The sequence below is a fragment of the Janthinobacterium sp. BJB304 genome (assembly GCF_002735765.1).
Lineage (GTDB): Bacteria > Pseudomonadota > Gammaproteobacteria > Burkholderiales > Burkholderiaceae_D > Janthinobacterium.
This window is the reverse complement of record NZ_PDZN01000003.1, coordinates 116,557-129,690: the sequence shown is the minus strand read 5'-3', so window position 1 is coordinate 129,690 and position 13,134 is coordinate 116,557. Positions and strand designations below refer to the sequence as shown.

The 13,134-nt window shown below is 65.0% G+C and carries 12 protein-coding genes; 9 read left to right on the top strand and 3 right to left on the bottom strand.

Going from position 1 to position 13,134, the window contains the following annotated elements:
- The first annotated feature begins 9 nt into the window (after positions 1-9).
- From CSQ95_RS04570 to CSQ95_RS04555, 4 genes are all read left to right on the top strand, one after another.
- Positions 10-1,509 carry an NYN domain-containing protein gene (locus tag CSQ95_RS04570; RefSeq protein ID WP_099408663.1) on the top strand — a complete coding sequence of 500 codons (1,500 nt, stop codon included), beginning with the start codon at positions 10-12 and terminating at the stop codon, positions 1,507-1,509.
- 136 nt (positions 1,510-1,645) lie between these two features.
- A complete protein-coding gene (locus tag CSQ95_RS04565; protein WP_099408662.1) occupies positions 1,646-2,263 on the top strand; it encodes a hemolysin III family protein in 618 nt (205 codons plus the stop codon).
- Between the two features lie 81 nt (positions 2,264-2,344).
- Positions 2,345-3,226, top strand: coding sequence for a LysR family transcriptional regulator (locus CSQ95_RS04560; RefSeq protein WP_099408661.1), 882 nt, complete (start codon positions 2,345-2,347; stop codon positions 3,224-3,226).
- Positions 3,227-3,248: 22 nt separating this feature from the next.
- A complete protein-coding gene (locus CSQ95_RS04555; RefSeq protein ID WP_070289679.1) occupies positions 3,249-3,473 on the top strand; it encodes a hypothetical protein in 225 nt (74 codons plus the stop codon).
- Between the two features lie 16 nt (positions 3,474-3,489).
- Here the strand turns inward: CSQ95_RS04555 and CSQ95_RS04550 are convergent, their stop codons facing one another.
- Positions 3,490-6,375 carry an EAL domain-containing protein gene (locus CSQ95_RS04550; RefSeq protein ID WP_099408659.1) on the bottom strand — a complete coding sequence of 962 codons (2,886 nt, stop codon included), beginning with the start codon at positions 6,373-6,375 and terminating at the stop codon, positions 3,490-3,492.
- Between the two features lie 153 nt (positions 6,376-6,528).
- Complete coding sequence (locus CSQ95_RS04545) at positions 6,529-7,305, bottom strand: transferase spermidine synthase (protein ID WP_070222982.1); 777 nt, start codon at positions 7,303-7,305, stop codon at positions 6,529-6,531.
- 163 nt (positions 7,306-7,468) lie between these two features.
- Here CSQ95_RS04545 and CSQ95_RS04540 point away from each other — a divergent pair, with 163 nt between their 5' ends.
- The gene (locus tag CSQ95_RS04540) at positions 7,469-7,744 is read left to right on the top strand and encodes a hypothetical protein (RefSeq protein ID WP_099408658.1); all 276 of its coding nucleotides are present in this window, start codon (positions 7,469-7,471) and stop codon (positions 7,742-7,744) included.
- 37 nt (positions 7,745-7,781) lie between these two features.
- The gene (locus CSQ95_RS04535) at positions 7,782-8,933 is read left to right on the top strand and encodes a diguanylate cyclase (RefSeq protein WP_070222978.1); all 1,152 of its coding nucleotides are present in this window, start codon (positions 7,782-7,784) and stop codon (positions 8,931-8,933) included.
- Between the two features lie 6 nt (positions 8,934-8,939).
- Here the strand turns inward: CSQ95_RS04535 and CSQ95_RS04530 are convergent, their stop codons facing one another.
- Positions 8,940-9,278, bottom strand: a complete 339-nt coding sequence (locus tag CSQ95_RS04530) for a hypothetical protein (RefSeq protein WP_143449903.1) — start codon at positions 9,276-9,278, stop codon at positions 8,940-8,942.
- A gap of 294 nt (positions 9,279-9,572) precedes the next feature.
- On the opposite strand from CSQ95_RS04530, the gene CSQ95_RS04525 reads away from it, so the two are divergent.
- The 3 genes from CSQ95_RS04525 to CSQ95_RS29585 all read left to right on the top strand — a co-directional run bounded on the left by CSQ95_RS04525 (position 9,573) and on the right by CSQ95_RS29585 (position 13,089).
- Positions 9,573-10,655 (top strand): calcium:proton antiporter, encoded by a 1,083-nt coding sequence (locus CSQ95_RS04525; protein ID WP_099408656.1) that lies wholly within the window; start codon positions 9,573-9,575, stop codon positions 10,653-10,655.
- A gap of 163 nt (positions 10,656-10,818) precedes the next feature.
- Complete coding sequence (locus tag CSQ95_RS04520) at positions 10,819-12,276, top strand: Ppx/GppA phosphatase family protein (RefSeq protein ID WP_099408655.1); 1,458 nt, start codon at positions 10,819-10,821, stop codon at positions 12,274-12,276.
- Between the two features lie 93 nt (positions 12,277-12,369).
- Complete coding sequence (locus CSQ95_RS29585; protein ID WP_257217952.1) at positions 12,370-13,089, top strand: hypothetical protein; 720 nt, start codon at positions 12,370-12,372, stop codon at positions 13,087-13,089.
- Positions 13,090-13,134: the final 45 nt, after the last annotated feature.

Below are 13,134 nucleotides of genomic sequence, written 5' to 3'. Positions count from 1 at the left end.
TTCACCCTTATGGCGTCATCCCCAGAAAACCTCAGCATGGCCGTGTTTTGCGACTTCGAGAACGTCGCGCTCGGCGTGCGAGATGCAAATTACGAAAAATTCGATATCAAGCCCATCCTCGAACGCTTGCTGCTCAAGGGCAGCATCGTTGTCAAGAAGGCATATTGCGACTGGGACCGTTATAAAAGTTTCAAGGGCACCATGCATGAGGCGAACTTCGAACTGATCGAAATTCCCCACGTGCGCCAGTCCGGCAAGAATTCGGCCGACATCCGCCTCGTCGTCGATGCACTGGACCTGTGCTACACCAAGGCCCATGTGAACACCTTCGTCATCATCAGCGGCGATTCCGATTTTTCGCCGCTGGTGTCGAAACTGCGCGAAAACGCCAAGCAGGTGATCGGCGTGGGCGTCAAGCAGTCGACGTCGGACCTGCTGGTGGCCAACTGCGACGAATTCATTTTCTACGACGACCTGGTGCGCGAGAGCCGCCGCACGGCCGCCAAGCGCGACGCGCGCGAAACTCCGGCGGCCAAGCGCTCGCCCGACGAGGAAGTGCGCCGCAAGGAAAAATACGAGTCGCGCAAGACGGAAGCGATCGAAATGGCCGTCGCCACCTTCGACGCGCTGGTCTCGGAGCGCGGCGACAGCGGCAAGATCTGGGCCTCGATGCTGAAGGAGGCGATCAAGCGCCGCAAGCCGGACTTCAGCGAATCGTATTACGGTTTCCGCACCTTCGGCAACCTGCTGGAAGAAGCGCAGACGCGCGGCTTGCTGGAATTTGGCCGCGACGAGAAATCGGGCGCCTATGTCTACCGCAGCAGCGGCCTGGTGCCTGTCGTTGCGCCCGTGAACGGGGAAGTCGCCAGTGAAGTCATCGCCAGCGGCGAAGCCGGCGCGACGGCGGAAGAGGGCAATCACCGCGATGGCGGCAGCCGCCGCGATTCGCGCCGCAATGGCCGTGGCGGCCGCAAGCAGAACGAGCAGCGCCGCAGCGAGTCCGCGCCACAGGCTTTCGTGCCGGTGGCCGACGCGGAAACGGCCGTCGAGCAGTATGCGCCGGCGCCGCAGCCGGAGATCGTGCATGAAGTGGCCGAAGCCGCAGTCGAGGTCGTGGCGGACGAGGGCAACGCCAAGCGCGGTTCGCGCCGCAATGGCCGTGGCGGCCGCAAGAACGGCGATGGCGGCCGTGAAGCGCGCGTCGAGGCCGTCGAGGTGGCGGTGGCGGTGGCGGAAGCCATGCCTGCGCCCGTGCCTGAACCGGTAGCCGAAGCGATCGTGGAAGCGGCCGCCGAAGCGAAGCCGAAGGCCAAGCCGCGCACGCCGGCGCGCAAGACGGCAGCGGCGAAGAAGCCGGCCAAAAAGGCGGCTGAAGCCGTGGCGGAAGCGGCGCCTGTGATTGAGGCGGCGCCGGTGGAAGTGGCCGTCGTGGCCGAAGACAAGCCGGCCAAGGCGCCGCGCAAGACGCCGGCGCGCCGTCCCGCGCGCAAGAAGGCGGAAGCGGCTTGATAGTTTGAGCAGGAACAAGCGGGGCGGCAATCGCATGCGCCCCGGCTTTTCCTGTGCCTGCCTTGCGCAAACCGCGCACCCCGATCTCCCCAAGCGTGTAGGATGAGCCTGTTTTTAACGCAGCGGGCGGTCAGGCATGTACCACGGTGAACGGTTCAACAGCATTTCCCATACGGTGGGCGCCGCGCTGGCGGCCATCGGCGGCGTCATCCTGATCGTCGCGGCGGCCCGCACGGGCGACCCCTGGAAAATCGTCAGCTGCAGCGTGTACGCGGCCATGCTGCTGACCCTATACCTCACTTCCACCCTGTACCACAGCGTGCGCGGCAGGGCCAAGGCCGTGCTGCAGCGGCTCGACCATTGCGCCATCTACCTGCTCATCGCGGGCACCTACACGCCCTTCATGCTGGTGACCCTGCGCGGGCCGTGGGGCTGGTCGCTGTTTGGCGTCGTCTGGGGGCTGGCGCTGTTTGGCATCGTGCAGGAATATGTGTACGCGAAAGGCGCGCGCATCCTGTCGCTGGTGATTTACGTGGCCATGGGCTGGCTGATCGTCATCGGCATCAAGCCGCTGCTGGCGGCGCTCGAGTGGAACGGTTTCCTGTGGCTGGTGGCGGGCGGGCTGTGCTACACGGGCGGCATCGTCTTCTATGCCACCGATCACAAGCTGCGCCATGGCCACGGCATCTGGCACCTGTTCGTGCTGGCCGGCAGCAGTTGCCACTTTATCGCCATTTTGTTCTACGTTGCCTGACGTAGCGCGCAGCCGGGCCACCCTCGCCGACTATTGCCTGTAATCCATTATAATGCCCTGATCTGTGAAACAAGGGCAAGAATGGATATCAACTCGGACGACCTGAAAATCTTCGTCACCGTCATCGACAGCGGCACCCTGAGCGCGGCCGCCGTGCACCTGGGACAAACCACCTCCGGCGTCAGCCGCGCGCTGTCGCGGCTCGAAGACAAGCTGGCCACCTCGCTGCTGACGCGCACCACGCGGCGCATGGAGCTGACGGAAGAGGGACAGCTGTTCCTCGACAAGGCGCGCGCCATCCTCGCCTCGATGGAAGACGTGGAAGAGTCGATCCGCATCCGCCGCCAGAAGCCGGCCGGGCGGCTGTCCGTCGATGCCGCTTCGCCCTTCATGCTCCACTGCGTGGTGCCCCACGTGGCCGAATTTCGCGCCATGTATCCGGAGATCCGCCTGGAGCTGACCAGCAACGACCAGATCGCTGACCTGCTCGAGCACCGTACCGATATCGCCATCCGCATCGGCGCCCTGGTCGACTCGACCCTGCATGCGCGCGCCCTGACTGCCAGTCCGCTGCACGTGCTGGCCACGCCCGCCTACCTGGCGCGCCACGGCGAACCGGCCACGCCGGAAGCGCTGTCCGGCCATGCGCTGCTGGGCTTTGCCCAGTACGACCTGGGGAATAACTGGCCGCTGCGTCACGAAGCCGGCAACAGCCTGCAGATCGTGCCCGCGCTGGCCGCCTCCAGCGGCGAAACCCTGCGCCAGCTGGCCCTGCACGACCAGGGCATCGTCTGCCTGTCCGACTTCATGACGAAGGACGATATCGCCGCCGGCCGCCTGGTGAAAGTGCTGCAGCCGTTCTACACGGGCTACCGCCAGCAGATCCATGCCGTCTACTACCGCAACACGCAGCTGGCGCAGCGCATCAGCTGCTTTCTCGAATTCCTGCAGCACAAGCTGTAGGCCGGGCATGAAGGAGAAGGGCATGCAGTGTCCCACCTGCGGCGAATACGGCGACCTGATCCTTGCGAAAGTCAGAAAGACGGGGCAGGAGGTGGTCGTTTGCACCGAATGCGACAATCTGTGGGCCGAGCCGGGCAGCGCGCCCGACATCGACGCCAGCGAGGGCGTGGCGGAGTTTCTGGCGGCAGCCGGTCTCGCTGACGACTGGGAGGAACTGGCGCTGCTCGCCAGGCTGCCGGCCGGCTAGCCTGCGCGCACGCGCGTCAGGCCGCGGCGTTCGCTTCCTTCGTTTCGGCCCGCAGCAGCAGTTCCACCTCGTGCGCGGGCAGCGGGTGACTGAAGTAATAGCCTTGCGCCTCATCGCAGCCATGGCGGCGCAGGTAATCGAGCTGCTCGGCCGTTTCCACGCCTTCGGCCACCACGCGCAGTTTTAAGTTGTGCGCCAGGGCGATGATGGAGACGACGATGGCTGCGTCGTCCGCGTCGCGCGCCACGTCGCCGACGAAACTGCGGTCGATCTTCAATACGTCGATGGGGAAGGTGCGCAGGTAGGCGAAGCTGGAATAGCCGGTGCCGAAGTCGTCGATCGACAGCTGCACTCCCAGCGCCTTCATGTCGTGCAGCTGGCTGACGGCGAGCGCCACGTCGTGCATGAACAGGCTTTCCGTCAGTTCCAGTTCCAGGCAGGCGGGCGGCAGGCCCGTTTCCAGCAGCACTTCGGCGATCGAGGCGACCAGGTTCGGCTCGTTGAACTGGCGCGCCGACAGGTTCACGGCCAGGCGCAGCGTGTCCAGCCCCGCCGCATGCCAGCGTTTCACCTGCGCGCACGCCTCGCGCATGACCCAGGCGCCGATCGGCACGATCAGGCCCGTATCTTCCGCCAGCGCGATGAAGCGCTGCGGCGCCACCATGCCCAGGTCCGGATGCTGCCAGCGCAGCAGCGCTTCCACGCCGACGATGCGCCCGCTGGCCAGGTCCAGCTGCGGCTGGTAATGCAGCACGAACTGCTCGCGCTCCAGGGCGTTGCGCAGCGCCGTCTCGATGCGCAGGCGCTCCAGGGTGGCCTGGTTCATGGCCGTCGTGTAGAACTTGATGTTGTTGCGGCCCTGTTTCTTGGCGCAGTACATGGCGATGTCGGCCTGCTCGATCAGGTTCTGCGTCTCGCCGTTCAGGGTCACGTCGCCGGGAGCGTCGTAGCGCGAGATGTCGTAGACGGCTACGCCGATGCTGCAGGTGACGAAGAATTCCTTGCCATCCAGCAATACCGGCTGGGCCACGGCATCCATCACGCGCTGCACGATGGCGGCGCTGAGCGCTTCGTCGGCCTGTTCGCACAGGATGGCGACGAATTCGTCGCCCGACAGGCGCGCCACCGTATCGGTTTCGCGCAGGCTGGCCTGCAGGCGCGTGGCGATGGTTTTCAGCAGCAGGTCGCCGGCCTTGTGACCGAGGCTGTCGTTGACGAACTTGAAGCGGTCGAGGTCGATCAACAGCACCCACAGCGCGCGGTTCTTGCGGCGAGACAGGGCCATCGCTTGCGCCAGGCGGTCGCGCAGCAGGGCGCGGTTGGGCAAGCCCGTCAGCACGTCGTGGTGGGCGATGTGCTGGATTTGCTGCTCGGCCAGCTTGCGTTCCGTGATTTCGGAACCCGTGCCCCGGTAGCCGCGAAATTCGCCGAACTCGTTGAACAGCGGTTCGCCATTGACGCTGAACCAGCGCAGCTGGCCATTGCGGTCGTGCATCGCATATTCGAGGTTGGAAAAGGGCAGGTGGGCTTCCAGGTTGGCGATATGCTGCTTGCCCCAGCGCGAATTGCGCATCTCCGGGTTGTTGTCCCAGCGCGTCATGCCGATGAAGCGTTCCAGCGGCATGTTCGACTTGTCCGTGAAGCCGCTGGTGATGTGGGTGAAGCAGAAGTTGGCGTCCTGCTCCCAGTACCAGTCCGAGGACAAGGCCAGCAGGCGGCGGAAGCGCTTTTCGCTTTCCTGCAGGGCGCGCTCCGTGCGCTGGCGCGCGCGCACGTCGGCGCTGAGCAGCTCGTTGCTGCGCTTGAGGTCGGCAGTGCGCTGCTCCACCAGCAGCTGCACGCGGCGCGAGCGCTGCGTCAGCGATTGCACGAAGGCGGCCGTCAGTAAGCTGAACAGCAAACCCATGATCACGGTGAACAGCGAGCCCAGGTGGTCCGCCAGGAAGGGCCGCGGATGGGCCACCACGCGCACGTGCCAGGGCCGGCCGGCGGAAAAAAAGGCACGGTCATAATGGCTGTGGTAGGCAAAGTGCAGCCAGCGCGGCAGCACCTCCCAGGTGACGCCCGCTTCGTCGGCAGGCGCCTGGCCATGCCGGAAGATCAACTGGCGCGGGTCGGCGCCGGCGTCGGCATAGACGCTCAGTTCGAGCTGCGGGTCGCCCAGCAGGTCGGCACCGGCGAGGATTTTCTGCACCAGTTCGCCGGCGCGCACGATGGCCGCCGTATCGCCGATCAGCGCCGCGCGCCGCTGCTGCACCGTTTGCAGGGGCACGCCGTGGCGGTACACGGGCCGTACGATGACGAAGCCCTGCTGCGGTCCCTGCGCCAGGGTCAGCAGGCCTGTGGCGGTGGTCTGGCCGCTGATGACCGATTGTTCCAGCGCGCGCGCCAGCATGCCGCTCGGGCTGACGTTCAGGCCGAAGGCGGGGCGGTTGCCCTGCAAGGGTTCGAGATAGTCGACCACCATGTAGCTGGCCCGCGTCGTCGCGGGCACGATGACGCCGTCGCGCATTTCCATCATGGCGTAGTCGGGCACGATGCGCCGCAGCTCGGCCTCGAATGCCGCGCGCTGCGCATGCGGCACGATGCGGTGGAAATTGAAGGCCTGGATGAACGGGTGGCGCTGCAGCAGCGGCGTGGTGAAGTCGTGGAACTGTTCGCGCGTGACGGGCACGACGGCGGCAAACAGCTGGTTCGTCGTGGTCAGCACCTCGACCGCGTCGTCGAGTCCCTGCTCGATGGCGGCCACCCTGGCGCCGGCGCGTTGCTGCAGGCTCAGGCTCATCTTGTCGTATTCGAGCTGGCTGATGGCGGCGAACAGCACGGCCGTCACGCTGACGCCGCAGGCGAAGGTCAGCGCGGCCGCGGCGGAAATCGACAATGGCAGGCGGCCACGCAGCATGGTTTTTCCTATCTCACTTCATGGACACAATTGCTCGGCAGCACCTGCCGGCCCGCGCAGGCCGTAGTTTGTCATAAACCACATCCATCATGCGAATTTTGCACCAGATCGCTGCTAATAAGCAACAATATAGATGGCCATGGCAGACGACTGTCAGTTGTCGCGTGCGCCTGATTGCCGGCGCAAACGCCACAGTTGCCATGCCGGCAGCAGCCGGTTCAGGAAAGCCAGGCCGCATACCCGGCGCCAGCGCACCAGGCGCACGACGCGCACGGCGCGGCCGTCGGCGCCTTGGCCTTGCTCAGGCTTGGCGGCGAAGATGATGCGGTTGTTGCCGGCGATGCCGTCGAAGTGACAGACGGCGCCGCGGAAGGTGAGCATCAGGCGCGCCAGCATGGCGGGATAGTGCTCGTCATAACTGAACAGGTTGGCCGCCAGCACGCCGCCGGGCAGCAGCGCGCGCAGGCAGTCCGCATAGAAGCGCGCGCTGCCGAGGGCGGGCGGCAAGCCCGTTTCATCGTAGCCGTCGAGCAGCAGCACGTCGGCGCAGCCCGGATGCTGGCGGATATAGCTGACGGCATCCGTCTCGATGATGCGCAGGCGGGCGTCGTCGGGCGGCAGCATGAATTGCTCGCGCAGGGCGATCACGTCGGCGCGCAGTTCCAGCACGGTGATGCGCGTATCAGGCAGGTGGCGGTGGCAAAATTTCAGCAGCGAACCGCCGCCCAGGCCCACCATCAGGATATGCCGCGGGCGCGGCACGAACAGGGTAAAGCACATCATGGCGCGCGCATAGCGCAGCAGCAGATGGTCGGGGCGCGACAGCAGCATTTCGCTCTGGATCATGCCGGGCTGGAATTCCAGGCGGCGCCGGTCGCCACAGGTATGCACCTGCGGGGCAAGTGGGGTGGTGCTTCTGTGTTCCGGCATGGGACGACTTCGCTGAGTGGACTGGGGAAGATGCTTTGTTGCATTCAGAGAAATCTGATAAGCTCCCGTGAGCATACCCGATTAATCCGCGCCGAGCATGCGTATATGCAGATATACGGCGCGCGGCGGCACGGCCGCGCAGTCGGGCACCATGGAGACAAGCATGTTTTTGGATCACCCCATCATTACGGCGACGAACAGTTTTACGGAGCCTGACCGCATCGAGCGGCTGACGCGCGTGTACGGCTACGCGGCAGCGCTGGCGGACCAGGCCGCCAATGTCGGCTTCATTGAAAAAGTGGCGCAGATCCACGACCACAAGGGCACCCTCATCGTGTTCTGGCACGAGGCGCCCAGCGACGTGGAAAAGCAGTATTTCGTGCAGGCGTGGGCCAGCAAGATCGGCGACGGCAGCACGAATGTCGAACACGAAATCTGACACAGCGTGCCGCGGCAGCGCGGCGATGGCGTAGCCCATGGATATCAAGACCCTGGTACTGGCCCTGGCGCTCGGCAACCTGAGCCTGTGCGCGGCCCTGTTCTTCTTCGAATACGAGCGCAAGAAGTCGCTCAGCATGTCCACCTGGGCGGTGGCCAAGCAATGCCAGGCTATTGCCTGGTGCCTGCTGTATTTCCGCGGCGTGCTGCCCGATTTCCTCTCCATCCTGCTCGGCAACAGCCTGCTGTTTGCCGGCATGGCGCTCGATGCGGGCGCGCTGTGGCAGGCGGCCGGGCGCGGCGGCTGGCGACGTTATGTTTTGCCGGCGCTGGGCCTGTCGGTGGCCCTGTTTGCCGCCTGCTACCTGTTCGACGTGGCGCCGCTGCTGCGCAGCGCCGGCGGCTCGCTCATCGTGGCCGGCTTTTTCCTCGCCGGCGTGGCCGCCCTGTGCCTGAAATGGCGCGAGGCGAGCATGCTGCGCCGCTTCCTCGTCGTCAGCATGGGCGTGCTGTCCTTGCTGATCGCCGCGCGCGGCGTGCTTGCCGCCACCGTTCCCGGTTTCGATGCGGAGCTGATGCAGCTGGCCGGCTTCGGCGCCCTGTACCTGATGATGCTGACGAACGCCTTCGGCTATCTGCTGCTGTCGCGTGAAAAACTGGGCGGCGAGCTGGCGCGCCTGGAAGTGCTCGACGCGGCCACGGGCGTGCCGAACCGGCGCGGCTTTTACCAGGCGCTGGCGCCGTGGATGGCGCTGGCGCGCCGGCCCGGCTTGCCGACGGCGCTGGTGGTGCTCAATATCGACCATTTTAAAAGAGTCAACGACAGCTATGGCCATCCGGTCGGCGATGCTGTGCTCAAAACCATCGTCGATACCTGCCGCCAGCAGCTGCGCGACAGCGACCTGATGGGCCGCCTGGGCGGCGCCGAATTCGCCATCCAGTTGCCGCGCACGACTCTGGCCGATGCGCTGATGGTGGCCGAGCGCATCCGCGCCGCCGTCGAAGCGCTGCCCGTCAAGACGGAGCGTGCCGTGCTGCAACTGACGGCAAGCCTGGGCGTGACCACCATCCGCGCCGAAGACAGCACCGTCAGCCTGTTCAAGCGGGCCGACGAGGCGCTGCAGGCGGCCAAGCAGGCGGGCCGCAACAGGGTGGTGGAGGCGCAGGGCGCCAGCACCCTCGATATCTAAACCGGATTATTTTTTGCGCGAGCCCAGCCAGCTGGGTTCCTTGCCGCATTCCTTGGGCAAGAACAGGGCATCGAGGCCCGGATCGCAGCGCCGGTCAGGCGCCTTCATCGGCTCGACGCTGAGCCATTCGCTCTTGGGCAGTATCTTTTCTTCGCGTGGCGCCACGGGCGGCGCGGGCGGCAGGCTGTCTTGCCAGCGTGCCTCCGGGGCAGGCGCGGGCGCGGTGGCCCAGTTGACGTCAACCTGCGCTGCCTGCGCCGGCGGTGTGTCCGCGTGCGCGGCGGCGCACAGCAGGCTGCCCGCGAAAAAGAACGCGCGCATGGCTGTGCTGTTTATGGAAATCACGGTTTGTCCTTGGTCGGTGCCTGGAAGGCGGACCCTGCATTATGACGGCGGCAGCAAGCAAAAAGACAAGAAAATTGCAACGGCATGTTACCAAAGGGACTATAGTTACTGGTAGCAAGCAGGTGCACTGTGGCAAGGTGATTGAAAGGCGGGTCAGGCGCGGGTCGCCGTCATTCGAGATGTGTATTCCCTAACTTGCATTTAAGCTAGGCAAGTTATGCTGTGGCATGCACGCCAGGCTGTCCTTTGCCGTCCGCACCGCGCCCCTCTTTTTTTACTCTTGCCAGGCCCATAATGAAAATGCTCAAATCCCTGCCTGTATGGCCGCTTGCCGCCCCGCTTGCCGGCTGGCTGTTCCTGTTCGGTTCCACCCTCAATCTCGGCGGCGCCTATCAGATCCTGCTGGTGGCTGGCCTGATCGGCAGCGTGCTGGCCGCCGTGTACCACGCGGAAGTGGTCGCGCACCGCATCGGCGAACCGTATGGCACCCTCGTGCTGGCGCTGGCCGTGACCCTGATCGAGGTGGCGCTGATCGTCTCGCTGATGCTGGCCGGCGGACCGGAAACGACGGGGCTGGCGCGCGACACCGTGTTTGCCGCCATCATGATCATTTTGAACGGCATCGTCGGCATCTGCCTGCTGCTGGGCGCCGGGCGCCACCGCGAGCAGACTTTCGGCCTGCTGGGCGTGAGCGCGTCGCTGGCCACCCTGGCGGCCATCGCCATTTTGACGCTGGTGCTGCCGAACTACACGTCGAGCGCCGCCGGCCCTTACTACAACTCCAGCCAGCTCATTTTCATCGCCGTCATCTCGCTGGTCCTGTACGGCACTTTCGTGCTGGTGCAGACGGTGCGCCACCGCGATTACTTCCTGCCCAAGGAAGCCGTCGGCGATGAAGAGGTGCATGCGGCGCCACCCACGCCCACCGTCGCCTGGGTCAGTGCCGGTGCGCTGCTGGTGTGCCTGGGCGCCGTGGTGCTGCTGGCCAAGTCGCTGGCGCCCGCGCTGGAGACGGCCATTGCCGCCATGGGCGCGCCGAAAACCCTGGTCGGCATCGTCATCGCCGCCATCGTGCTGCTGCCCGAAGGCCTGGCCGCCGTGCGCGCCGCGCGCGCGAACCGCCTGCAAACGAGCTTGAACCTGGCGCTCGGCTCCGCGCTGGCCAGCATCGGCCTGACGATACCCGCCGTAGTCGTGGTGTCGCTGGCCACGGGCCTGACCATTACGCTGGGACTCGATATCAAGTCGACGGTGCTGTTGCTGCTGTCGCTGATGGTCGCTACCCTGTCGCTGGGCACGGGCCGCACCACGGTCATGCAGGGCACGGTGCACCTGGTGATTTTCGCCGTGTACCTGTTTACCACCGTCGTCCCATAAGCTGCCGCACGGCTGCCGTTTTGTCACAATCCTGTCACGCCGCTGTCATACGATGAGGGTAGTGTGGTAGGATTTTTAAATCGTTTAAATGATTTATATAGTTTAGCAACTGAATTTGCCAACTTTTTCAGTTGGCACAGTCATGACAAGACAAGAGGCCAGTATGTATGCAGCGGTGGACCTGGGGTCCAACAGTTTTCGTTTACACGTCGGCAAGCATGATGGCGACACCATTCGCGTGGTCAAGAGCGTGCGCGATCCGATACGCCTGGCCGCCGGCCTGGACGCCAATGGCGACCTGACCGAAGCGGCCATGCAGGGCGCGCTGGCCTGCCTGCAGCGCTTTCGCGCCATCCTCGCCGGCTTCGAACTCGATGCCGTGCGCGTGGTGGCCACGTCGGCCATGCGCGTGGCGCGCAACGGCGCCGTCTTCCTGCCGCTGGCCGAGCAAGCCATCGGCTACCCGATCGAGATCATCTCGGGCGAGGAAGAGGGCCGCCTGATCTACATGGGCGTGGCCAATGCGCTGGCCATTCCCGGCGAACGCCGGCTGGTGATGGATATCGGCGGCGGTTCGACCGAACTGATACTGGGGCGCGGCAATGATATCGAACGCGTCGAATCCTTCAGCCTGGGCACGGTCAAGCAAAGCCTGTCGTTCTTCATCGGCGGACGCATCGACGCGCCGTCGTTCGAGGCGGCCATCCTGTCGGCGCGCAGCCATTTCGAGGATGCCGCGCCGCCGTACCATCCGCAGCACTGGAAGACGGCTTACGGCTCTTCCGGCACCATCCGCACGATCGCCGACATCATCGCCCGCAACAAGCTTGGTGACGGCTTGCTCACCAGCATCAGCCTCGATGCGCTGGCGCGCCGCTTCATCGAACTCGGTCACACCAGCCGCATCGACATGCCGGGCTTGCGCCCCGACCGCGCCAGCACCATCGTCGGCGGCCTGGCCATCCTGATCGGCCTGTTCCGCGAACTGGCCATTCCCGCCATGACGCCGATCGAGGCGGGTTTGCGCATGGGTGTGATGTGGGATCTGTACCTGCGTTCGACCAAGCGCGACCGCCGCGAACAGTCGGTGCAGGGCTGCATGGAAAAATTCCATATCGACCAGCAGCGCGCCGGCCGGGTGGCCGAGCAGGCGCTGGCCATGTACGCGCAGCTCAAGCCCACGTCCGACGCCCTGGTGAAATGCCTGCGCTGGAGCAGCCTGCTGCACGAGGTGGGCCTGGCCGTGTCGCAGACGGGCTATCACAAGCACGCATCCTACATCGTGGAAAATGCGGACTTGCCCGGTTTTACCACGCGCGAACAGAAGACCATGAGCCGGCTGATCCTGGCGCAGAAGGGCAACTTGCGCAAGATCGGCGAGGTGCTGTCCGACCCCGATTTCGCCAAGGCCGTGCTGGCGCTGCGCCTGTCGATTCTGCTCATGCATGCGCGCATCGAGGCCGATTTCAGCGAACTGCGCCTGCGCATGAAGAGCCGCATCGAACTCGACATCAAGCGCGGCTGGGTGGCGCACCATCCCACCGTGTCGTTCTGGATCGAGAAGGAGCAGGAATTCTGGGATGAGGTCGGGGTCGATTTCACCATCCGCGCCAGCGCCTAGAAGGTCATGGCATGCGCATGACTTGATGTGCAGCAAGCAAGATTTCAAAAAACAGTATATATTGTTTATATTATTTACTAGATTGGAGAATCCATGACCAAAACCACCCCAGCGAAAAAGGCCGACAGCGCGCCCGTATCGATGTTCCCGACCAGCGCATCGATCAACGCGGCAGCGGCCAAGGCCGCACCGGCCGCCAAGCCTGCAGTGAAGCCCGCCGCGAAGCCGGCAGCCAAGCCGGTGGCCAAGGCCGCCGTCAAGCCAGTGGCCGCCAAACCGGCCGCTGCGAAGCCGGCGGCAGCGAAACCGGCTGCCGCCAAGCCCACCGCCGCCAAGGCGCCAGCCGCCAAGCCGGCGGCCAAGGCCGTCGTGGCCAAGCCCGTTGCCAAACCTGTCGCCAAGGCCGCTGTCAAGCCTGCCGCCAAGACGGCAGTAAAAACCGTTGCCAAGCCAGCGGCCAAGGTTGCTGCAAAGCCCGCCGCCAAGCCGGCAGCGAAAACCGCCGTCAAACCGGCTGCCAAGGCCGCCGCCAAGCCTGCGCCAGCGAAAAAAACGCCGGTCGCCAAGGTCGTCGCCGTCAAGGAAAAAGCCCGCAAGCCAAAACTGGTGCGTGACAGCTTCACCATGCCGGAAGCGGAATACGAAGTCCTGGGCCAGGTCAAGAAAGCCTGCCTGAAGGCCGGTTTCGAGATCAAGAAAAGCGAATTGCTGCGCATCGGCGTGGCGCTGATCAGCCAGATCGACCTGGCCACGCTGCAAAACGTGCTGGCCGGTTTGCCGCAGCTGAAAACGGGCCGTCCGAAGAAGGATTGATGGCGCGGGCAGGGGCCGCCCCCTGCCTGGCCGTTCTGGTTTACC